The sequence below is a fragment of the Dyadobacter sp. CY356 genome (assembly GCF_021440195.1).
Classification (GTDB): domain Bacteria; phylum Bacteroidota; class Bacteroidia; order Cytophagales; family Spirosomataceae; genus Dyadobacter.
This window is the reverse complement of record NZ_JAJTSZ010000003.1, coordinates 456,992-481,096: the sequence shown is the minus strand read 5'-3', so window position 1 is coordinate 481,096 and position 24,105 is coordinate 456,992. Positions and strand designations below refer to the sequence as shown.

At 40.5% G+C, this 24,105-nt stretch carries 18 protein-coding genes and 1 riboswitch; of the genes, 12 read left to right on the top strand and 6 right to left on the bottom strand.

Going from position 1 to position 24,105, the window contains the following annotated elements:
• Positions 1-57: 57 nt before the first annotated feature.
• From LXL81_RS13920 to LXL81_RS13910, 3 genes are read right to left on the bottom strand one after another with little or no spacing between them, the layout of a single operon-like run.
• Positions 58-639: a Uma2 family endonuclease gene (locus LXL81_RS13920; protein WP_234647395.1), complete on the bottom strand. Its 582-nt coding sequence runs from the start codon at positions 637-639 to the stop codon at positions 58-60.
• Positions 640-690: 51 nt separating this feature from the next.
• Positions 691-1,923: an S-adenosylmethionine:tRNA ribosyltransferase-isomerase gene (locus LXL81_RS13915; protein ID WP_234647394.1), complete on the bottom strand. Its 1,233-nt coding sequence runs from the start codon at positions 1,921-1,923 to the stop codon at positions 691-693.
• A gap of 6 nt (positions 1,924-1,929) precedes the next feature.
• Positions 1,930-2,454, bottom strand: a complete 525-nt coding sequence (locus LXL81_RS13910; protein ID WP_234647393.1) for a hypothetical protein — start codon at positions 2,452-2,454, stop codon at positions 1,930-1,932.
• A gap of 243 nt (positions 2,455-2,697) precedes the next feature.
• Between LXL81_RS13910 and LXL81_RS13905 the strand changes: the two genes are divergently transcribed.
• From LXL81_RS13905 to LXL81_RS13865, 9 genes are all read left to right on the top strand, one after another.
• Positions 2,698-3,258: a cob(I)yrinic acid a,c-diamide adenosyltransferase gene (locus tag LXL81_RS13905; RefSeq protein ID WP_234647392.1), complete on the top strand. Its 561-nt coding sequence runs from the start codon at positions 2,698-2,700 to the stop codon at positions 3,256-3,258.
• A 103-nt stretch (positions 3,259-3,361) separates the two neighbouring features.
• A complete protein-coding gene (locus LXL81_RS13900) occupies positions 3,362-4,429 on the top strand; it encodes a branched-chain amino acid aminotransferase (RefSeq protein ID WP_234647391.1) in 1,068 nt (355 codons plus the stop codon).
• A gap of 180 nt (positions 4,430-4,609) precedes the next feature.
• The gene (locus LXL81_RS13895; protein WP_234647390.1) at positions 4,610-6,442 is read left to right on the top strand and encodes a sodium:solute symporter family protein; all 1,833 of its coding nucleotides are present in this window, start codon (positions 4,610-4,612) and stop codon (positions 6,440-6,442) included.
• Between the two features lie 35 nt (positions 6,443-6,477).
• Positions 6,478-7,668, top strand: coding sequence for a glycosidase (locus LXL81_RS13890; RefSeq protein WP_234647389.1), 1,191 nt, complete (start codon positions 6,478-6,480; stop codon positions 7,666-7,668).
• A complete protein-coding gene (locus tag LXL81_RS13885; protein WP_234647388.1) occupies positions 7,668-8,852 on the top strand; it encodes an AGE family epimerase/isomerase in 1,185 nt (394 codons plus the stop codon). Before LXL81_RS13890 ends, LXL81_RS13885 begins: the two co-directional genes overlap by 1 nt.
• A 529-nt stretch (positions 8,853-9,381) precedes the next feature.
• The gene (locus tag LXL81_RS13880) at positions 9,382-12,447 is read left to right on the top strand and encodes a SusC/RagA family TonB-linked outer membrane protein (protein WP_234647387.1); all 3,066 of its coding nucleotides are present in this window, start codon (positions 9,382-9,384) and stop codon (positions 12,445-12,447) included.
• 54 nt (positions 12,448-12,501) lie between these two features.
• Positions 12,502-14,040, top strand: coding sequence for a SusD/RagB family nutrient-binding outer membrane lipoprotein (locus LXL81_RS13875; protein ID WP_234647386.1), 1,539 nt, complete (start codon positions 12,502-12,504; stop codon positions 14,038-14,040).
• Positions 14,041-14,143: 103 nt separating this feature from the next.
• A complete protein-coding gene (locus tag LXL81_RS13870) occupies positions 14,144-14,659 on the top strand; it encodes a phosphoheptose isomerase (RefSeq protein ID WP_137338562.1) in 516 nt (171 codons plus the stop codon).
• Between the two features lie 37 nt (positions 14,660-14,696).
• Positions 14,697-15,662 (top strand): DUF72 domain-containing protein, encoded by a 966-nt coding sequence (locus LXL81_RS13865; RefSeq protein ID WP_310589575.1) that lies wholly within the window; start codon positions 14,697-14,699, stop codon positions 15,660-15,662.
• 69 nt (positions 15,663-15,731) lie between these two features.
• Here LXL81_RS13865 and LXL81_RS13860 read toward each other — a convergent pair whose 3' ends face one another.
• From LXL81_RS13860 to LXL81_RS13850, 3 genes are all read right to left on the bottom strand, one after another.
• Positions 15,732-16,688 (bottom strand): MBL fold metallo-hydrolase, encoded by a 957-nt coding sequence (locus tag LXL81_RS13860; RefSeq protein ID WP_234647385.1) that lies wholly within the window; start codon positions 16,686-16,688, stop codon positions 15,732-15,734.
• A 125-nt stretch (positions 16,689-16,813) separates the two neighbouring features.
• Positions 16,814-19,009: a TonB-dependent siderophore receptor gene (locus LXL81_RS13855; protein WP_234647384.1), complete on the bottom strand. Its 2,196-nt coding sequence runs from the start codon at positions 19,007-19,009 to the stop codon at positions 16,814-16,816.
• Between the two features lie 61 nt (positions 19,010-19,070).
• Positions 19,071-19,706: a cytochrome c biogenesis protein CcdA gene (locus LXL81_RS13850; protein ID WP_234647383.1), complete on the bottom strand. Its 636-nt coding sequence runs from the start codon at positions 19,704-19,706 to the stop codon at positions 19,071-19,073.
• Between the two features lie 137 nt (positions 19,707-19,843).
• Positions 19,844-20,139: riboswitch (cobalamin riboswitch) on the bottom strand.
• Between the two features lie 123 nt (positions 20,140-20,262).
• Between LXL81_RS13850 and LXL81_RS13845 the strand changes: the two genes are divergently transcribed.
• From LXL81_RS13845 to LXL81_RS13835, 3 genes are all read left to right on the top strand, one after another.
• A complete protein-coding gene (locus LXL81_RS13845; RefSeq protein ID WP_234647382.1) occupies positions 20,263-22,140 on the top strand; it encodes a CocE/NonD family hydrolase in 1,878 nt (625 codons plus the stop codon).
• Positions 22,141-22,258: 118 nt separating this feature from the next.
• Positions 22,259-23,608: a cobyrinate a,c-diamide synthase gene (locus LXL81_RS13840; RefSeq protein WP_234647381.1), complete on the top strand. Its 1,350-nt coding sequence runs from the start codon at positions 22,259-22,261 to the stop codon at positions 23,606-23,608.
• 100 nt (positions 23,609-23,708) lie between these two features.
• Positions 23,709-24,029: a hypothetical protein gene (locus tag LXL81_RS13835; RefSeq protein ID WP_234647380.1), complete on the top strand. Its 321-nt coding sequence runs from the start codon at positions 23,709-23,711 to the stop codon at positions 24,027-24,029.
• Positions 24,030-24,105: the final 76 nt, after the last annotated feature.

Genomic DNA, 24,105 nt, shown 5'->3' with positions numbered 1-24,105 from the left:
AGGTGATAACTTTTTACCTCCAACAGCGAGTATAAACGAAATCTCATAGGGAAATGACTAAATCTCAAACTCCGGTTTCTCCTCATCCAGAAATACAATCCCTTCATAAACAGCTGAAACCGGCATTGTAAAATCTAAGAGATCAAAAGAAATAATTGCATCTGGTTTCTTAAAGGACTGATAAGTCCAGACGCCTTCCTGATCTGTTTTTGTGTAAAGCTCAACATAACATTCGTATTGAGAAACGAGCAGGTAGTATTGTAAAGAAGAAATTTTGAGATATTCCCTAAGCTTATATCCCCTATCACGGCCGGATGAAAATTCTGAGCTCACCTCTGCCAAAAGAAATGGCCGGCGTGCAATTGTTTTTGTAGTAATGCCTTCTGATTGTTGTATCAACATCACATCAGAGCTGAAATAATTTTCAACAGTTTCCAAAATCACATTTTCAGCCGCAAAAATTGATTGTGATTGAGGAATAGCTACATTAAAGGATTTTATAATGCTATGAATTATTCTATTGTGATTCCCCGATTCTTCTGGAAGTATAAATAAATGCCCATTATAACATTCACATCGGGCTCCATTTATTTTCCTGAACCTCAATAACTTGGAAAGATTATTATTTTTGCCCGACATATGATCGTATTAATATTTTAAATATAATACGCTGTTTCTATCATAAAGTCATTATTCACCCCGCCACAACAAAGAACTATCCCCATAACTCAAAAACCGATACCCATTATCCATTGCCTCTTTATATATCCGCTGCCAATCCTCTCCTACCAAAGCTGCTACCAATAAAATCAACGTTGAGCCAGGCTGATGATAATTGGTTATCAATCCTTTGCACAAACGAAACTTATATCCAGGAAATATAAAGATCTCCGTTTCACCAACAATTTCATCCAGTTTCTCCGAATCCATATAATTAGCAATTGCTGTTAACGATTCGTGAGCTGTCGGAAGTTCATCCGGCGAAAACGGGTATGGATAAAGTTTTTCAATGTTGAAAACTGTTGTTTCAGCTCTGAACAATTTTACGCCATACCAGTACAAACTTTCCAGTGACCGCAATGAAGTGGTGCCAACAGGAACGATGGATTCAGTATTTTTAAGCAGTTCGTCAATTAACTGACGGGAATATACAACCTGTTCGGAATGCATTTTATGCTCCGTAACCGAGTTCGCTTTTATTGGCTGAAACGTGCCGGCTCCTACGTGTAAGGTAAGAAATGAGCGCCGGATACCCTTTTTGGCCAGATTACTGAAAACATTTTCCGTAAAATGTAGTCCGGCAGTTGGCGCTGCTACCGCTCCGTTCTGGCGCGCATATACGGTTTGATAGGTTTGTTTATCTCCTTCTTCCGTATCTCTTTTAAGATATGGCGGCAGAGGAATTTCGCCCAGTGCCTGCACAATATCGAGAAATTCAATATCCTGATCCCACCAAAGTCTGACATGATTTTTTTCATAATCATGATAAGCAACCCTGAGTTTCACAGATAAACCGTTTACCATCAGATCCGTAGAAAGCGTATCAGTCAATTTAAAACGCTTTTTATTGCCAATCATACATTCCCAAACGCAGAAATCACGGACGAGCATTGCATCGTTAATGATCCTTGTCGGTAATTCGGGGTGTAATAAAAGGATTTCAATTGTAGCACCGGTTTCCTTTTGGAAGTAAGCGCGCGCAGGAATTACTTTGGTATCATTAAAAACCAGAAGCGTATTTTCCGGCAGATTTTCAACCAGATCCGTAAATTTCTGGTGTTGAATATTGCCCTGATTATAAACTAAAAGTTTGGAGCTATCACGTGGATCTAATGGATAACGTGCAATACGCTCGTCAGGCAAATCATAATTAAAGGATTCTATACGAATAGATTCAGCCCTTTCCAGCCAATTATTTTCCATCTGATCTTAGTAAGTATCTTCCTCTTCCGGTGTTGGTGTTTTTAAAAAACGTAGTGGAAAAAGGAAAATCAATAACAACAGCGCAAGTCCCAAATAAGAAACCCATACAAAATCAAAAACGCTTAGTTTAAACTGATTGCTGTTGATGGTTGCCAATGCAAGAAGACTAAATCCGATCACCGTGTTAATCCCGGCCACAATACAAAACAACCAGTTAATTAAGTGTTCGTTCAATAAAGGTCTATACTGAGGCAGAGCCCAAATTTTTCTATTGGGAATAGGAAAATGCGAAGCTTCAATTTTGGGAATCCGTTTTGCAAATGCACTGATCACTACATTATTCAGGATGAAAAAACCCATAATAATATAAAACAAATGTTCTTTATTGACATAAATTTCTGCCAGCCCCGAAGCTGCAAAATCCACTGCAACCTGCTCTGGGAAAACAGAATATGTCCACATCAACGAGCCGATAACAAACAGCATCGAGAACCAACGCCATACTTTTATACTAAATGTTCCAATTTTCATGAAATAATAATCCTCCTTATCTTTTCTGTTTTCGCCATAAATTCGGGTGCAAAATTAGGTTGGAGACTTTCCAAAACCTAATCACTATGTGAGTATATGAATTTATTAATCTCACTCCATCAATATTTCATAACATTTCAATTGATAAGCCGCAGAGCGGCGTAATATTTGTAGCATTGTAATTGTCGTTCCGATACATAAAGGTACAGCGTACCGAAACAATTTATAACCATCATCTTTTCAATGAAAATATATACCAAAACCGGCGATAAAGGCACGACTTCTCTAATCGGTGGTACAAGACTCAGCAAGGCTCATATCCGTATTGAAGCTTATGGAACCGTTGACGAATTGAACAGTTACATCGGTCTGCTCCGTGATCAGCCTGTCAATGAAAACCGTCGTGATTTATTGAAAGAAATCCAGGACAGATTGTTTACGATTGGCTCTCATTTGGCTTCTGAACCAGAGCAAACAAAGAAAATTCTTCCCGACCTGTCAGAGAATGATATCAAGGTTCTGGAAGAGGAAATGGATAAAATTGATGCGGTCGTTCCTGCGCTTCGTGCCTTTGTGCTTCCGGGAGGCCATCAATCCGTATCATTTGGTCATGTAGCCCGTACCGTTTGCCGCCGGGCCGAACGTGGCGTGATCCACTTACAAACGCAGGAAGAAGTTGAAGAAAGCGTGGTAAAATACCTTAACCGCCTGTCTGACTACCTTTTTATGTTATGCCGCGCTATGACTTTTGAGCTCGGAATTGAGGAAGTTACCTGGAAACCACGTATTGCCTCAAAAAATTAATTGTTATACTAAATATCTTCCTTTTGTTAGTTTAATTTGATTAAATTGCGAAACCAATATAATTCCCAGGAACTACTTAATTTTCAGCATAAATTTAGGGCTTATGACTGCCGACACATTGCAAATAGAGATTCAGCAAACAAATAATTCACGTTTGCAGGAGGTTGATTTTAACAATCTTGTTTTTGGCCGGAACATCGCCGACCATATGTTCATTGCCGAATACCGTGATGGTCAGTGGCAAAATTCACGGATCGTCCCTTACGGCGACCTTTCACTAAGTCCCGCCACCGCAGCATTACACTACGGCCAGGCGATTTTTGAAGGTATGAAAGCCTATAAAAGCGAAGAAGGTGACACGCTACTTTTCCGCGCGATTGATAACTGGAAACGTTTCAACAAATCCGCGGAACGCCTGTGTATGCCAACCATTCCTGAGGAAGTTTTCATGGGTGGCCTAACAGAATTGTTGCGCCTGGATGCTGCATGGGTTCCTTCACAAGAAGGCTGCTCATTATATATCCGTCCATATATGTTCTCAACTGACGCATATATTGGTGTAAAACCATCTGATACCTATACATTTATCATTTTCACATGCCCGGTAGGAACATATTATGCGAAACCTCCGCGTGTAAAGGTTGAAACACATTTTATCCGTGCTGCCGAAGGCGGAGTTGGTGGAACGAAATGCGCTGGAAACTATGCCGGTTCACTTTATCCTGCAAAACTTGCTCAGGAAGAAGGTTATGATCAATTGATATGGACAGATGCCCGCGAACATGCCTATATTGAGGAATCCGGAACAATGAATGTGATGTTTGTGATTGACGGAAAACTGGTAACTCCTTTTGTTTCTGATACAACGCTTGACGGGATCACCCGTAAAAGTATTGTTGCAATTGCCAATCACTGGGGAATTCCGGTTGAAGAACGCAGAGTTTCTGTCAAAGAAATTATTGAGGCCTTGAAAGAAAACCGTTTGGAATCTGCGTTTGGTGCAGGAACAGCCGTAGTAGTTTCTCCGTTTGCCACGATTGCTTATGAAGGTGTTGACTACGCGCTTCCTGAGTTGAAACAAGATTCATTCGTAAATAAAGTGAAAGATTATCTTACTGAAATCCGTACAGGAAAAACAGAAGATATATTTGGCTGGACTTTGAAAGTCTAAAAAAATAAATCAGTTGAAGTGGGCGGCAGAAATGTCGCCCATTTTTTTTTGCCAGAAAAATAAATGTCATTTATAGTCAAGGTTGGTCATTTGTCATCAATTTCAGTACAATACCTGACCATAAATGACAATCTTTGACTTGACATCATGGATAGCCAGCATTTATTCTAACATTTATAAATGAAAATTCAACGCGTCGATTTCCTGGTTATTATCGCCTATCTGGTTATGGTAACTGTTATAGGTATCGTACTAAAAAAACAGGCTGGACGAAGTAAAAATGATTATTTGCTAGGCGGAAAATCAATGCCGTACTGGATGCTGGGTGTTTCCAACGCTTCGGGCATGTTTGATATTTCGGGTACAGCCTGGATGGTTGCGATCATGTTTGTTTATGGGGTAAAAAGTATCTGGCTCCCCTGGCTATGGCCGGTTTTCAACCAGATCTTTATGATGGTTTATTTATCCATCTGGCTGCGCCGATCCAATGTTTCTACTGGTGCAGAATGGATGCTGACGCGTTTTGGAAATAAAGCAGATGCTCAGCTTTCACACAAAATAATCATCGCTTTTGCCTTATTAAGCTGTCTGGGTTTCATGGCATACGGATTTATTGGTTTGGGGAAATTCATAGAAATTTTTATTCCCTGGCCTTTGGTTCAGCCTTATGTGCCTTTCAAACTGGCACCTGAATATGTGGCGCATACCTATGGTATCATTTTCACATTATTTACTGTTTTTTATTCACTTCTGGGAGGAATGAAAAGTATCGTCTGGGCGGATCTGATCCATTATGTGATCATGGTTTTTGTGTCTTTCGCCATCGCCATTATTGCAATGAACGCGCTTGCTGCACACGGAAGTCTGCCCGTTCCGGCTGGCTGGGCCGATTTGTTTTTTGGAAAAGATTTAAATCTAAACTGGACAGGTTATATCAACGAAGTGAATGATAAAATTTCGACTGACGGGTTTTCTCCTTTTGGCTATTTCTTCGCTTTAATGACTGCAAAAGGTATTCTTTCCAGCCTTGCTGGCCCTGCACCAAACTATGATATGCAGAAAATCCTTTCAACAAAATCACCTCGGGAAGCAGCATTGATGAGTATGATCGTGAATGTGGTATTACTGCCAACACGTTATCTGCTCATTATCGGCATTGCAGTTTTAGGTTTACTTTTCTACAAAGACATCAATATCACATCGTCTAACGGTCAGGATTTTGAACGGATCTTACCGGCTGTCTTAAATGCCTACATTCCTTCGGGACTTTTGGGGTTGGTGCTGGTGGGTTTAATGGGCGCATTTATGGGAACCTTCGCAGGAACCTTCAATGCAGCACAGGCTTATATGGTCAATGATATTTATTTGAAATCCTTCAATCCAAATGCTACCAACGCGCAAATTAATAAAATGAATTACCTGACCGGAATCGTGGTCGTAGCCATTAGTATTTCTCTCGGGTTTTTCGCAAAAGATGTCAATAGTATTTTACAATGGATTGTGTCGGCTTTATATGGCGGATACATTGCATCAAATGTTTTGAAATGGCATTGGTGGAGATTTAACAGCAATGGTTTTTTCTGGGGAATGTTTGCCGGAATTATATCTGCGATGATTTTGCCCTACATTTTTATTGATACCGTTCCACTTTTTTACTTCCCGGTTATTCTGGTATTATCAGCCATGGGTTCTGTAATCGGTTCATTCATGACACCTCCAACCGATATCGAAGTCCTGAAAAAGTTCTATAAAAACGTAAAACCCTGGGGTTTTTGGAAGCCTGTTCAAGAGGAAATAATAAAGGAAGATCCAACTTTCAGTGGAAACAAAAATTTCAAAATGGATATGTTCAACGTTGTTGTTGGCATCATCGGGCAAACTTCCATCACTGTCCTACCCGTTTTTATAGTTTTAATGATGCCTATGCAAACAGGAATCACAGCGGCAGTACTCGCGCTTTGCGTTATCGTGCTTTGGAAAACCTGGTACAAAAAACTTCCAGCCGAAAATTAAGATACTACTTCCACCTAAATCATATTCAAGATATCATGTCAGTTTTCAAAACACGTCTAAAACAGATACAGGAAGAGCATATTGCGTTGATTGACCGAAAAAACCAGCCCATCTGGCCTGGAAATGGAATTTATGATCGTTATACCCATCCGGTTTTGACTGCTGCCCATGCTCCCGTTTTCTGGCAATATGATTTAAATCCGGATACGAATCCGTTTTTGATGAAACGTTTTGAAATCAATGCTACATTCAATGCCGGCGCGATCAGGCATGAGGGAAAATATCTGGTTGTGGCACGCGTGGAAGGCTCTGACCGGAAATCCTTTTTTGCTGTTGCACAAAGTCCGAATGGCATAGATCATTTCAAGTTCTGGGATCATCCGGTAATAATGCCAGAAACGGATATGCCGGATGGAAATATTTACGACATGCGTCTGACTAAACATGAAGACGGATTTATATATGGACTATTTTGTACAGAACGTAAAAATCCAGATGCTAAACCGGGAGACGAATCTTCTGCCATTGCCCAATGCGCAATTGCCAGAACTACTGATTTAAAAACCTGGGTGCGTCTGGCCGATCTTGTAACGCCTTCTGCGCAACAGCGAAATGTGGTTTTGCACCCGGAATTTGTTGATGGGAAATATGCTTTTTATACCCGCCCCCAGGATGGATTTATTGAAGCGGGCCGCGGAGGAGGGATTGGTTTTGGTTATTCTGAAACGATTGACAATGCAATTATTGAAAAGGAATTCATCCTGGATCAAAAACATTACCATACGGTTTACGAAGTAAAAAACGGACAGGGACCTGCACCGATCAAAACAGAAAAAGGATGGCTTCACCTGGCTCACGGAGTGAGAAATACGGCGGCTGGTTTACGTTATGTGCTTTATATGTTCATGACCGATCTGCACGACCTCACGAAAGTGATTTACAAACCCGGTGGTTATTTTATCGCGCCTCAGGGCGAAGAAAGAATTGGTGATGTTTCCAATGTCATTTTTTCAAATGGCTGGATTTTGGATGACGACGGAACCGTTTTCATTTATTATGCTTCTTCGGATACCCGTTTGCATGTGGCAACTTCTTCCCTTGAAAAGCTGCTCGACTATGTTATCAATACGCCCGCAGATGGATTTGGGTCGGCGCATTCCGTAGCTGTTCTGACAAATTTAATTAACAAAAACCTGATCTATACGGGTCAATCTATTAAAATATAATGTTAGAAAAACTGACACAATTTAAATCTGAAATTGAAACCGAACTGCATTCTATTTTAGAATTCTGGGTAAATAATGCTGTTGACATTAAGCACGGCGGTTTTGTCGGAAAAATGGATAACGAAGGGAATGTTCAACATGATGCGGAAAAAGGATGCGTTTTGAATGCAAGAATTCTCTGGACTTTCTCTGCCGCTTTCAACAAATTCCAGTATCCTGTTCATTATCAACTGGCGGAGCGCGCTTACGTTTATATTCAAAATAATTTCCTGGACAGGGAAAATGGCGGTGTATTCTGGTCGGTCGATGCAGCTGGCAAACCGTTGAATACCAGAAAACAGATCTATGGATTGGCTTTTACGATTTACGGACTAAGTGAATTTTACAAGACTAATAAAAAACAGGAAGTTCTCGATTTAGCGATTACACTTTTTGAACTAATTGAAAAGCACAGTTTTGACCATAAAAACGGTGGCTATCAGGAGGCTTTCAGTGCAGACTGGCAGCCATTGGAAGATTTGCGGTTAAGTGAAAAAGACCGGAACGACCCAAAAACAATGAATACGCATTTACATATCGTTGAAGCTTATGTCAATCTGTACTGCGTGTGGCCGGAAAAAAAATTAGCAGACCGGATTCTTCATTTGCTGGAAATATTTGAAAAAAATATTATTGATCAGGAAACATTTCACCTGCAATTATATTTCAATAATCAATGGGAAAGTCAGTCCGGCGCTATTTCATACGGACATGATATTGAAGCAGCCTGGCTTTTGCAGAAAGCTGCGGAAACTTTGGATGATGAATTTTTGGTGGATAAATGGAAAGAAATTGCAATCAAAATATCAGATTCTGCCGCAAAAGGATTTATGCCGGATGGTAGCCTGATCCATGAATATGATCTTTCCACACATCATCCGGACACACACCGGGAATGGTGGGTTTCTGCCGAAGGTATGGTGGGTTATTTGAATGCATACCAGCTCAGCGATGACGAAAGTTATCTTAAAAAGGTATTTAGCCTTTGGGCATTTATCCAGAAGCATCTGCTCGACAAAAAAAACGGAGAATGGTTCTGGGGTGTGTATGAAGATTATTCAAAAATCAATGAAGACAAAATTGGTTTCTGGAAATGTCCTTATCACAATACGAGGGCTTGTTTGGAAATTTTAGACAGAATTTAATCCGGAGGTTATATCACAATCACCATTTTACAACGCTGCGTTAGCAGAAATCAATGACGTAAAACTTCAACGTATACCGTCCTTAGTGCTAAACCGATTTACCAATTTATATTTATAATTTTATCCAGAAAGCACATCCTTGGGAATGTTCAAAAATCATCTAAAAACCCTTCATTTATACAAAAACCGTCACTTTTAGTACCAGTTCTGAAAGCTGTTTTTTCTTCCTTTTGAAGATGACCAGACATAGTCATCCAAATCTTTGATTATCATAATATTAGATCACACATAATTCCTATTTGTATAACAGAAAATTAGCCGTTGAAGCATCTTAACGGCGCATAACGTTAAAAAATGTGTTATTTTTTGATAAAATAAGATTATAAAATCACCTTTTTAAAATAGTACATTTGAAATAATTATTTTAACAATACCCATAGAATAATACAATTTTATATCTATACGTATAATTATTTTAATTTTTAATAACGAAGTCTAATTAACCTATTTTAAAACTTACAAAAGCAGTATGCGAAAAATTGTACTAATCCCAGTATTATTCCTCCTCTCTTTATTAGTCACCTCGGGCTTTGCTCAGGAAATGACAGTGACGGGAAAAGTGAGCGAGGATGGAGGAAGTGAGATTGCAGGTGTCAATGTGGTCCTTAAAGGAAGCAATCGAGGCACGACAACCAACGACAAAGGAGAATTCAGTATTCAGGCTGAAAAAGGAAATGTTTTAACGTTCAGTTACATCGGCTACAACTCAAAAGACGTAACAGTTAACGCGTCTGTTTTAAATGTATCCCTTGTCGTGGAAGCAACAGCTTTGAACGAGGTAGTGGTCACTGCCCTGGGTATCAAAAAAGAGAAAAAGGCCTTAGGATATTCCGTTTCCGAGATAAAGGGGGAAGAACTTCAGCAGGCTCGCTCTACCAATATCGCGAACTCACTGGTTGGTAAAGTTGCCGGTTTGAACATCACCAGTACTGCAACCGGCCCCGGCGGATCCACACGTATTACCCTGCGTGGTAACGGATCTATTGATGGTAATAACCAGCCGCTTATCATCATTGATGGTATTCCTATCGACAATAGCAACCTTGGAGCGGCGGGTATGTGGGGCGGCGGCGACAGAGGTGATGGTATTTCAAGTTTAAACCCATCAGAAATTGAAACCATGAGCGTTTTGAAAGGTGCTACTGCGGCGGCACTCTACGGTTCAAGGGCTTCTAACGGTGCGATTCTGGTTACAACAAAAGGTGGAAAAATAGGAAAAGGCCTGGGTGTTGAAATCAACTCCAACATCACCATGGACAACCTTTTGATCACAAAATGGAAAGATTTCCAATATGAATATGGTTTGGGACGGAATGGTGTAAAGCCGACTACACAGACAGAAGCGATGCTTTCGTCCAGTTTTGGTGCTAAACTGGATGGAACAAACGTAATTCAGTATGATGGTGTTTCAAGACCATATTCAGCTGTAAAAGATAACCTGACACAATTTTACAATACAGGAAGTACTTTCAACAACTCTGTGGCTCTAACGGGTGCATCTGAAAAAATGACGTACCGCTTGTCTTTGGCCAATATGAACAATAAAGGTCTTATTCCTGACAATACTCTGGACAGACAAAATTATGCCTTAAACGTGAATGCCAACCTGAGCAAAAATTTTACAATTCTGGCCAATGTTAAATACATTAAGGAAAAAAGCCACAACCGTCCAAAAGTATCCGATTCACCGGGTAATGCAAACTATACTTTGATCAATATGCCAACATCGTTAAGTGTAAAAACGATGAAACAAAGTATGCTGGATGCCAATGGTTATGAACAGGTTTGGGGTGATAATATTTATGTTGATAATGCATATTTTGCTGCTACACAATTCCAGCAGGATGATAATAAGGACAGATTTATGGCTTCTTTTGAGCCAAGGTATAACCTGACCGACTGGCTTTATGTAAAGGCGCGCGTAGGTTTTGACAAATATTTCTACAATTACACAGCCATTACGCCAACAGGCACACCTTATACACCACTTGGTGGATATGACAAAAACATCCAGACCTTTTCTGAGGTAAACTCAGAATTAATGTTGGGTTTAAACAAAAAACTTTCAAGCGATTTCAATCTGAACGCGCTTGTGGCAGGTAACCTTATGAAGCAGTTAAAGAGACAGGATTATATAAGTGGGTCAAGCTTTAATATTCCTTTCTTTTATGATATCGGCAATATTAACCCCTCCTCAAGAAATGCTTCTTACCAACCTTACGATATGAGAATTCACTCTGTATATGGTTCTGCCGAGTTATCATATAAAAACTATGCTTATCTGACTATTACAGGCCGTAACGATTGGTTTTCAACTTTGAGCCCTAAGAACAATAGTTTATTTTACCCTTCGGTAGCTGGTAGTTTTGTTCTTTCAGAAGCCGTTAAAATGCCTTCATTTATTAATTTCGCAAAACTAAGAGGTTCATGGGCAAAAGCAGGTGGAGGAGCAGATCCATATAAGTTATCACTCTATTATAGCCTTACCGGTGCACATTTAGGATCTCCATTAGCTCAAATCAGTGCAAGTACTGTACCAAACGCTCTTCTCAAACCTCTTACATCCAAGACATATGAATTTGGACTAGAAACGCGCATACTGAATAATAGAATAGGTGTTGATTTTACTTATTACAATCGTCATACTTACGATGACATCGTTTCAGCATCAATTTCAGGTACATCAGGCTTTACAGGTGCTACACTTAACTTAGGACAAATATCCAATAAGGGTGTTGAACTGGCACTGAATTATGATCTTATTAAGGGATCGAAATTCACATGGGATGTCTCTTTTAACATGGGTTATAATAAAAGTTTAGTTGTATATCTTGCTGACAATCTTTCAAATATCACGGTTGACAATCCGCGTTCTCAAACTGCCTACGTATTCCAGGAAGTGGGTCAGCCTTTCAGTTTGCTAAAAGCGAATTCATTTGTAAGAGATGCAAATGGAAATGTAGTTTTCAACGATCAGGGATTACCGGAGACAGGTATTCTGAAATCTTACGGAACAGGTATTTCTCCGTACACGATGGGTATAACCAACTCGTTCAGATACAAAGGCGTCGGCCTTTCTGTATTAATTGATGGTAGATTTGGCGGCCATATCTATTCCGGAACCAATGCTTTGGCAACGCGTTACGGACTAACAAAAGAAACTTTGGTAGGACGTGAAGGTGGTGTTGTCGGCAAAGGCGTAAACAGCAAAGGAGAGCCAAATACCGTAAGTGTGCCGGCGACCCAGTATTACGAAAACCTTTACAACTTTGGTGAGCCTTTTGTATACAGCTCAAACTTCATAAAACTACGCCAGGTGATTATTGACTATTCGGTTCCGGCCAGGGTATTTGGAAAATCTCCTTTCAAAGGAATTTCTGTTTCACTTGTTGGAAGAAACCTGGCTATTCTGATGAAGAAAACACCAAACATCGATCCGGAATCTACTTACGGAAATGGTAACGCACAGGGTTATGAATTCGCCGGTGTACCTACAACCCGCAGTATTGGTGTTAACCTTAATTTGAAATTCTAATTTATCATACCTCACGGTAAATAAATTATTCAAAACATATTAATGAAACTTCTTATGATACGTAAAATAGCAGTCATATTAGCCCTTACCTTTTCCATGGGGGCTTGCACCAAGGATTTTGAGGAAATTAATATAAATCCTACCGCTCCATCCAAGGTACCTTTAGAATACCTTTTAGGACAGGCACAATTACAAATATCCGGTTCTGCCGGCGATCCGGGTTATAAAGTATGGAGAGCCAACTTCATTTATTCTGCCATGATCGTTCAGCAAATGGCATCGACAGACGACTATTATGCAGGAGATAAGTATACCTACAACGCCGACAACAGCGGCGCGTACTTTGCAGATTCTTATGTCAATTCTGTAAAAAGTCTTGCGGATATCATTTCTCAGGCCGCAGCAGATCCAGCCAATGTGAATATTCTTTCGATTGCAAGAATACTTAAAGTTGAGCAAATGCATATCATCACGGATCTGTATGGCGATATTCCTTACACTGAGGCAGGAAAAGCATTTATTGAGAATATTTACAAGCCCAAATATGACATGCAGCAAGCTATTTATGCTGATATGCTGAAAGAACTTGATGAAGCAGGTTCGGCTCTGGATGCATCAAAATATGTTCCCACTACGGCCGACTTTGTATACAAAGGTGATGTTACAAAATGGAAGAAATTTGCTAATTCCCTGATGCTTCGTCTGGCCATGCGTATGCAAAAGGCAGATGCTGCTTCTGCACAGACATGGGCTAAAAAGGCAGTTGATAAAGGTATTATGACCTCAAATGACGATACTTTTGCTTTTATCCATTCCGATGGTTCCACGGCAAGTCGCAACCCCAATTCCTATAACCTTGGTATTGGCCGTGGTTTGGTAAAGGGAGATAACCTTCAGTGGTCTAAAACACTGATTGACATGATGAAAACGAGAAAAGATCCTCGTCTGGGAATTATTGCACAATTGGCAAACGGTGACAGAGTTCCTGCGGATCAGAAGGGCCTTCCAAATGGATTGGATAAAAGCAGCGGACCTAATGGTTTGGTTACGGCAACTGGCGACGCCAATATCAAAAACTATTCCCGTCCAACGGATTTGATGTATGATGACGCTGATCCAAACGTACTGCTCACTTTTGCTGAAACGCAATTTCTGAAAACAGAAGCAATCGAAAGAGGCTGGGTAACCGGAACTGCACAGGCAACATTTGAAGCCGGACAAAAAGCTGCTGTTACACAATTGGTTGTTTATGATGCAACAGCGGTTGTTTCTGATCCTGCTGCTTATGTTACAGCAAATCCATATCCTGTATCAGGAAGTCTAGCCGATAAAATGACGCAGATCCATAATGAAATATTCATTCTGACTGCCTCAACTTTTAATCATTATGAAGGATGGGCTAACTGGCGCAGAACCGGAATGCCGTCACTCACACCAACAAATTATCCTGGTAACCAGACCGGCGGAGTAATTCCACGCCGCTTAATTTTACCAATCAATGAAAAAGCGGTCAATGAAACCAACTACAACGAGGCAGTTTCCCGTATTGGCGGCGATACTTTTCTTGGCCGCATATGGTGGGATAAACAATAGATTTCTCAAATTAGCAAAAAGATGCTCCAAAAGTTTTGGAGCATCTTTTTGCTTTTTATCCTAATTTTGAATTTCCACCGGATCTTAACCAAACTTATCAAATATGCTTGATGTATTTCCAGCTTCGACCGACAAAGCTGTTGTTTTTGAAAACGTTCAGAAGTTCATTGACGAACAGGGTTTTTCTGTTGTGGCCAAAGATCATTCCCGTCCCTGGGGAGGTTTTTTTGTACTTGACGAAAGTCAGGCACCTCAGTTTATCAAAACTTTTTTCCCGCATCTTTCACTGGAAGATTTTGCCGGATATGACAAATTGAGCCCGAAAATATTGGTTGTTGCACCAGAGAAACGTTTGTCGTGGCAGTACCATCACCGCCGTGCCGAAATCTGGAAAGTAATTGGAGGTAACGCAGGTATTGTGATCAGTGATACAGACGAAGAAACTGAGATGAAACAATTGCCGATCGGAACCGTAATAAGCCTGAACCAAGGGGAGCGTCACCGTCTGATTGGTGTTGATGAATGGGGTGTAGTTGCCGAAATCTGGCAACATACCGATCCTTCAAATCCTTCGGACGAAGACGATATTGTTCGTGTTCAGGACGATTTCGGAAGATAGAATTATCTTTACTGTGCCATGATTTTAAATTAAAATCATGGCACATTTTTTACCTTCACAAACTACTTCATTCTTAACTTCGACACCAGCTCCTATGAAATTTGGAAAAATTGAAGACCCTCAACACGTCGAATTTAAACTTCCACCCGACAGTCCGGAAAATGCAAATATCTTAAAGGGGGCAAAAGGCAAACCTGATATTTATATCGGTTGTGCCAAATGGAACAAATCCGACTTAAAGAATTTTTATCCAAAAGGCACAAAAGACGAGCTGGCATATTATGCAACCCAGTTCAACAGCATTGAACTGAACGCTACTTTTTACAACAATTTCCCACTTGAAACCATTGATAGCTGGCATACCAAAACGCCGGAAGGATTTCGCTTTTTCCCAAAACTTCATCAGGGAATAAGCCATTGGAAGAGGCTGAAAGATGCTGATCAACCGACAAGTGTTTACCTGGACCATATTTCTCATCTGGAAGAAAAACTTGGTATGCTGTTTTTGCAGATGCCGGATAATTTTGGCCCGAAAAACTGGGAGGTATTAAGGGATTATCTGGAAGTCTGGCCTTCCGGATTTCCGCTGGCGTTGGAATTAAGACACACCGGCTGGTATGACGGTTCGTGGGACAATAGTGAATTATATACTCAGCTTGAAAAGAAAAATATCACCCACATCATCACGGATACTGCTGGTCGGCGCGATTTGTTGCATATGCGATTAACCACGCCAACTGCATTTATCCGTTACAACGGCGCGAACGTGGATTCTGATTATACACGTCTGGACGACTGGATGGACCGTTTGAAACTTTGGGTGGATCAGGGTATTGAGAACATTTATTTTTTTGTGCACCAAAATCACGAAGAAGCCTCTCCCCTTTTGTCGGCTTATCTGATTGAAAAAGTAAACAAAGAATTCGGGACTGATATTAAGATTCCGGATACTCCCGGAATTCCAGCCAAGAAGGGTAATTCAGATCAAATCGGTTTATTTTAAGCTTTTCCTTTTCGCCACGAATGCACTAATTTTCACAAATGTGTTTTGATCTGCGTGTTCGTGGCCATTTCATAATTCAAACGCGGTTCCTTGTTCGGGATAAACGATTTGTAATCCGAGTGCATTATTATCGCTTAGCTGACCTTTGATAATCACTTCATTCTGACCGGTTGGTTTAATATGGGTGATGATGAGTTTTAAATCCCGCATGTTTTCTTTGCCTGCCAGAGCAGCCAGATTATTCATTTCTTTCATAATCCAGTTTGGTGTTAAATGACCAAACAGTTTGTTATCCGGCTGCTCATTTGGATAAGAAACTTCAAGGAAAATTCCGGTCAAGGTTTTCGCTTTGATTAAGGGAGCAATTGCTTCCCAAACTTTTTGCAGTCTGGTAGATTTTTCAATCTCATCCGGACCTGTATCTCCAAAATACAAAGCTTGTTTCCCATGAGTTTGAATCAAAAAAGCGGCACCTTCATATGGATTTCCATGGCTCAATGAGAAAGTTTTTAATGTCATTTCTGTATTTTCCAACGGAATCTCCTGGCCTTCTGACAATGGTTTGTAGGTGTATTTTTTCAAAGGATTGACACCTTCACTTCCAAAATTCGGCCAGCTTTCCCAGTTAAAGTAATGATTTTTAATAATTTCCAGACATTTTGGAAATGCATAAATAAACTTCGAAGTATCCTCAGGCGCATTGGTAATCATCCCCGACACGTGATCAAGATGTGCGTGGGAAATAAGAAATCCTTTAATAAAACTTCTTGAAACCTGATCGGCAGTAGCAGCAAAAGCACCATTGGCAACGGCTACTTCAACTCCCTGCCGAACCGTTCCACCATCCAGACAAACATAGGCTTGTGAGTTAACCGGCGCAATCATATATGCTGAAAGATTCCCTTCCGCTCCGCCGCCTTTTACACCAAGTGGCACTACATTAAAAGCTGATTGCGCAAGGCTGACAGAAACAAAAATCAGGGAAAAGATGGAAGTTGAAATCAGGTTATAAATCCGCTGTCTCATGTTGATTTGGATTAAATGGTATCGTAAAAATAAATCCTTCACCCAAAAGTACGGATGAAGGATTTAAATTATTGTTTTTTAGAAGTCAATTAAACAAATCTGTAACTGAACCGAAATCTGGTCACTTAGAATGCTACCGTATATCTGATGGAAACTGCACGGCCGGGCAAATTATAACCGCGTTTTTCGTAATAATTTTCGTCTGTTACATTGTTTACTTTCAATGCCAGCGTATGTTTCTGAGCAATTTTAAAAGCGGCTGTAAAATCTAAAACCATATATTTCGGATAGTCGATAACCGGATTAATCGGATCAGTATAGTCGATATCTATCCGTGTTCCTATCGTACGACCTGATAAACGAAGCCTCAGCCATTTCAAATTATCATATTCCAAACCATAATTGAATGTATTTTTTGCCACATTCTGAATATCACGGGTCACTTTCGACTCGTCAGTTCCAATAATATCTTCCGCTGCTTTGAACATGGAAGTTGCGTTTACAAAAGTTTTCAGCGAATATCTGTAATTTGATAAGGCACCAAAATCATAGGTCACTTCCGTCTCCAAACCACGGATTTCCGCATTGGCCGCATTGACAAAAGTCGCGCGGGAAACGATAACGTCTTTATTTGCCAGCGGCTCATTAACCGTTCTGATCACCTTGGCAATGCGGTTGGTAACATTTGTTGAAAAGTAAGTAACGTTTGCTGAAAGTCCGGTTTTGGGTTTGTTAAAACTTAATCCCATATCCCAGCTCACACTGCTTTCGTTTTTCAGATCAGGATTTCCGGCCGTTACCGCAATTCTTCCTTTTGCATCACGCACTTCATTATATCCTGCCACACTGTAAGCGTCTGTTGTAACAAAAGCGCGGCCGATTGTTCCTTTCACACGCAAAACCGGAACAAGCTCATAACTTACGCCCAGACTTGGACTTGTAAACGGGATCGTTTTTTTGCCTGCTTTATAAGTTGGCAAAAGCGCTGTTTCCTTTACATCAAAAGTAATATTGTCGTAACGAACGCCCGGCTGGACCGTTAATCGTCCAAAATTCAACATGGCCTGTGCGAAAAATGCAGAAGAAATTAAGGCATATGCTGGCTGCGTTGGTGCCCGTTCCGTCGTATCGTTCGTCCATCGGCGACTTTCTGTTGAAGAATTCAGATAGTCATAACCAACAATTAAAGAATGATTGCCAATTGACCAAACGTCTTTTACCTGGATACCTTTCCAATTATTTCCAAGTTCAGCAGAACGAAAAGGAATAACTGGTTTGCCGGAAACATTCAGCGTGTAGTTTTTCGTATTTTCTTCCGAAGTAAAAACTTTCAGGCTCGGACTATGATTCCCGATTTTCCCGGTAAGCGAAACATCAAATGCCGCCCGATCTACATCTTTGGTACTTGCCTCGGTGGATCCCGAAGAAATTTCGCCCGGCGATTCTACATTTTTCGCCTGAAATTTATCGCCACGAATATCAATTCTCCAATTGTCATTTAACTGGTAACCCAGTCGTAAAGAACCTGTGAAATAATGAAGTTTTGTGTAAGGTCTTGTCGTGCCGTCAGCCTGTGTTTCATCCACTTCGGTCTCAGGCTGAGTTGTATAGTTTTTTGTAACCTTGGTATAATCAAAAGCGTCACGGAACAAATTCCACTTCCCGATCTTGTAATTTTTCGATCTTTCAAAATAGGAAAATGACATATCGTAATCCAGTTTTTTGGTCAGATTACCGCCTGCATTCAGGCCAGCCTGGTATGACTGAAAACTGCCGTATTCCAGAAAACCATTTCCTTTGGTATCACCTTTTGATCTTTGGGTAATGATGTTGATCACACCGCCCATCGCCTGAGAACCATACAAGGAAGAAGCAGGGCCTTTCAACACTTCAATTCTCTCAACACCGTTCAGATTAATCTGAGACAAATTGGTTGCTCCTGCCGCATGGCCATCAATAAGCAATAAAGTCCGCTGATTTAAGCCTGAAAACTGTGGACGAAAACCTCTGATACCGATACCCGAAGACAAATTCGGATATTGAATTACATCCACCGCGGCGGTTTTTCGAACGATATCCGTCAGGTCATTAGAAGGTGTCATTTCTATATCCTGACGGGTGATAATATCCAGTTTTTGCGGAATTCTTTCTTTCCGGGTTTCATAACGTGTAGCCGTTACGACCACAGGATTTAAGATATTTTCTCTGGTTGAGTCAGATAAAACCACTTCCTGAGCTTGCGCTGAGAAAGTGGCGGTCATGGCTAATAGACCTGCAAACGTGAGTTGATGAATGGTTGATTGGTAAAAATTGAAATTCATTGGGTATCGATATATAAAATGGTATGCGATTTGAGCGAAATGAAAGAAAATAGACTAGGCATTATTGCCCTTCAAAAGCACCGTATAGGGTGATCAGTCCGATAATGATCGAAAAAGTCCCGACTACATAATTGATGATTTTCAAAACTGAATCCCGCTTCGCCGCGAACTTATTGATCGAAAAAGCGAAGAAATAACCATATGCGGACATGGAGAAAATGATCCCAAAACTTTGCAGAACAATGATCCAGACAGCAGTATAGGCATCACTTGCGGCAAGCGTCAAAGCTACTGCGCAGGCACCACCGGTTCCGGCTAAGCCATGAACCATACCAACCCAAAAAGACCGGCTGAATTTTTGTTCAGAAATCGGTGGTACTATCAAATCAGGCTTCCTAAAATTCCGGCGGAAGGCAACAATTCCCAACCAGATCATCAACGGTCCGATCACCAATTCAACTTTTTCAGAAATGTTGAGAGAAATTGTTGATTTCAATATCAAAACCAGACAGGCAAAAAGTATCAACGTCAAAGAATGCCCGAGCGCCCAGTGCGACGACCGCCAGATTAACTTCAAACGATCCTTTGGTTTTTGAGCTTTTTCAGTTGCCAAAACAGAAACGGCTGCCATATGATCCGGCTCAAAAGAGTGCTGAACACCAAGAAGAAGAGAATCGACAAGTAAATAATTGATCATTTTCTTTCACATAAGTTATTGAGAAAAACCCGTTTATCACACAACGGGCAACTTATGGAAAATGCAATACGAAGTAACCTGACAACAAAATACTGCTGCCAAACCAGTAACCTCACGCCTTTTTTCCCGAAAGCATTCCGAATATGATGTTACATGGCAGGTCTTCTGGCTCGTTCAGTCTCCCAACGCCTTCCCGGTACAATGTTGAATTTTGAATGAGAGAATGATAGAATGTTGGAAAACGCCGGGATCTGGCGCACTCCATCATTCTCTCATTCACTAATTCTATCATTCAACATTAATCCCCAGTGGCAAAAATGTTGTGACTTTTTTTGTGAACTTACAGCAGCGGGTACTACTCCGGATTTTCACCGGATTCCCTTTTAAGTGTAAAATAAATATTACTTCACACACCACTTAACGGCTGCAAACTTACTATTAAATTTTATAGATGATTAAATTATTTTGTAACCATTTTAAAATCCGACAATACCAACAAACTCAATTCTTCATGTAATTTTGTCGCGTCGACCATTCGCTCAAAACTGCAACTCCTATGAAACACAGAATCCTTTACCTGCTCTTTTTTTCAATCCCTCTTCTTTCAAACGCGCAAAATGCTGCCATGCCCGACACAGGTTGGGTCAGAAAAAACTATCAAAAAACGGAGCAATTCATTGAAATGCGGGATGGCGTGAAGTTATATACTGCCATTTATACGCCAAGAGATCAGGATGAAAAATACCCGATTTTGATGCAGCGGACGCCATATTCCTGTCGGCCTTATGGCGTAAATAATTACCGGCCGCGCATAGGACCGAATGGTGTTTTGATGAAAGAAAAATACATTTTTGTTTATCAGGACGCACGTGGACGTTATAAAAGCGAGGGAAATTTCCGGGAAATGACACCGGCGATTGACAATAAAAAGACAAATAAAGATGTCGATGAGTCAAGCGATACTTATGATACGATTGAATGGCTTTTGAAAAATACGGCTTCCAATGGCAAAGTGGGGATTTATGGAATTTCCTTTCCAGGTTATTATTCCTCGGCAGCCTTACCTGATGCACACCCGGCTTTGAAAGCAGTTTCGCCGCAAGCACCTATGTCGGACGAATTTATAGGTGACGATTGTAACCACAACGGTGCATTTTTCCTGATGGATAATTTTGGTTTTTACAGCCATTTTGACGGTCCGAAAAGTACTAACGGAGAGAGTTACAAACCCTTTTTCAATGCAGATTTCAGCGATGCTTATCAATATTTTCTTGATTTCGGTCCATTGAAAAAAACTAATACCAATGCCTACTTTTCAGATCCAAACAGTGTGTGGAGACAAGTTATATCCCACGATACTTATGACGAATTCTGGCAATCCAGAAATATCAAAAAGCATTTGAACAATATCAAACCTGCGGTGATGGTTGTTGGCGGCTGGTTTGATGCGGAAGATTTGTATGGTGCTTTGAAAACGTATTCGGCGATTGAAAAGCAGTCCCCGAACAACAATACGAGATTGGTTATGGGGCCATGGACGCACGGCGGTTGGGCGTCTCCAAGCTGGAAATCGTTTGCAGATTATCAGTTTGGAGCCGACTTGAACCAGTATTACCAAAACGAAATCGAGACTAAATTTTTCAATTTTTATTTGAAAGATAAAGGCGAATTTAATCAGGCCGAGGTAACCGTTTTTGAAACGGGTTCTAACCAGTGGAGAAATTATGATGTCTGGCCGCCAAAAAACAGTCAGCCGGAAACATTTTATTTTCAATCCAAAGGAAAACTTTCTGCTGAAAAACCGAAAGTGGCAAAAGCGGTTACCGAATACATCAGCGATCCCGCCAAACCTGTTCCGTATACCAACGAAATCAGCGGAGACAGGAATAATAAATACATGGCCGAAGATCAGCGTTTCGCCTCGCGCCGTCCGGATGTGATTTATTTTCAAACAGATTCTTTAACCTCAGACCTGACTTTGACTGGAGAAATCACAGCCAATCTTTTTGTCTCCATCACCGGAACGGATGCTGATTTTGTAGTAAAAGTCATTGATGTCTGGCCGGATAGTTTGCCGGCACAAGTGCAGCGCGGACAACCGAAACCAATGGATATGAGTGGTTACCAACAAATGGTACGGGCAGAAGTATTCCGTGGAAAATTCCGTAACAGCTTCTCAAAACCAGAACCGTTTGTAAAGGATAAGATTGAAAAAGTGTCTTTCAAACTGAATGAAGTTGCACATACTTTCAAAAAAGGCCACCGCGTGATGGTACAAATCCAAAGCAGCTGGTTCCCCTTGGTTGATCGTAATCCGCAAAAATTCATAAACATCTTCGAAGCGAACGAATCAGATTTCCAATCGGCCAAAATCACAGTTCACCACGACATAAAAAACAGCAGCAACGTAATATTGCCTGTACTGAAACGGTAGGTTACACAGAGGCACACAGAGTAAAAAAAGAGATACACAGAGTTTTTTCTTTATCTCAAAACAAAACCTCTGTGTCCCTCTTTTTACCTCTGTGGTTCTCTGTGTAACCTAAAAAAACATGCAAAATTCTCATTTCCTCATTTCAGCTCCTTCCAGTAATTCCGGCAAGACCACCCTTACCCTTGGCCTTTTGCGGGCTTTGAAAAACAGAGGGTTAACGGTTCAACCTTTCAAATGTGGGCCGGATTATATTGATACACAACACCATACAACCGCATCAGGAAATCCGGGAATAAATCTGGATACTTTCATGGCTTCGGAAGCGCATGTCCGGGATATTTATAAACAGTATTCTGAGAAACCTGATGTTTCGGTGACAGAAGGTGTTATGGGACTTTTTGATGGCGCGGATAAAATGCAGGGAAGCAGCGCGGCCATTGCAGAACTGCTTGACATTCCAATTATTCTGATAATTAATGCCAAATCGATGGCATATTCTGCGGCTCCTTTGCTGTATGGTTTTAAAAATTTCTATAAAGGCATTTCTGTTGTCGGGGCGATTTTCAACTTTGTCAGTACCGCTTCGCATTACCGGTTTTTACAAGAAGCTTGTGAAGAAGTTGGTATTGAAGCCCTTGGTTATTTACCAAAAAATGAAGCGCTATCAATTCCTTCCAGGCATCTGGGATTACACATTTCTGCTGAAACGGATTATGAAAGTATTATTGAAAAACTGGCAGAAGAAATTCCGAAAACGATAAATATAGATCGGTTATTAGAAATTTCTACAAGAGAAATTATTACTGAACAAGAATCAAAATCTGTATCTCAAATTCCTGTTTCGACTAAAAAATATAAAATAGCCTTCGCCCGGGACGAAGCGTTTACTTTTACTTATCACCAAAATATTGAAGTACTTTCTTCCTTTGGTGAGATTACGTTTTTTAGTCCGATACATGATAAGGAACTTCCTGAAACTGACTTCTTATACCTGCCTGGCGGTTATCCTGAATTGTTTGCGGATGCATTAAGTGAGAATGAACCAATGCTTGCAAGTATTAAATCTTACTGTTTAAATGGCCGATTGGCTTTTGCAGAGTGTGGCGGTTTGATGTATTTGGGAAAGGAAATTATTACTTCCGGAGGCTTAAATTTTCCAATGGCTGGCGTTCTGGATTGTACGACTTCCATGGAAAATTCAAAGTTAAATTTGGGTTATCGAACAATTCAATGGAATGATCTTGAATTGAGAGGACATGAATTTCACTATTCCAGATTGTTGGAAAATGCTTCGCATGCTGAATCTGTCATTATTAAAAATGCCAAAGGAATGGAGGTGGAAACGCAGCTTTTCCGGAAACTGAATACGTTTGCTTCTTATTTGCACTTGTATTGGGGAGAGCGATTTGAGTTTATTGAATACTTATTGAAGAATTGCGCGTCTAATGGTTTCACGCGAAGCAGGTAAGAAAAAGCAAAGCACGCTAAGTTTGACTTTGCGAACTTAGTTTTTAACTTTTTTTGCTTTGCATGAGACCGCTGAAAGTTTGTTTGATCTAAAATATTCATTGGCAAAAAATTTATTAAAACGAAAAATTTCAAAAAAGAAAATAGATGATCTGCTGATCTTTTTACAACGCTATATAACCTTTGCAGATCAGGGATATAATGTTAAATTTGATAAAGAAATTGGAGCGCTAACCGGAAATCAAATAAGTATGGGAATAAGAGAAATGGTACTCGATAAAGCTGAGAAAAAAGGGGTTGAAAAAGCAACCATCTCATTCATCCTGAGTTTATGGGAAACGGGCAATTACACTGTTTCTCAAATCGCGAGTTTACTTAAAGTTTCGGAGGAATTTGTGCAAAATACTATTGCTTCAAAATAATCTGTGAAACTTTCTTTCAAAAATAAAACACCTTACACACCATGAACCTAAAAAGACTCCCACCCCGGAGTCTTTC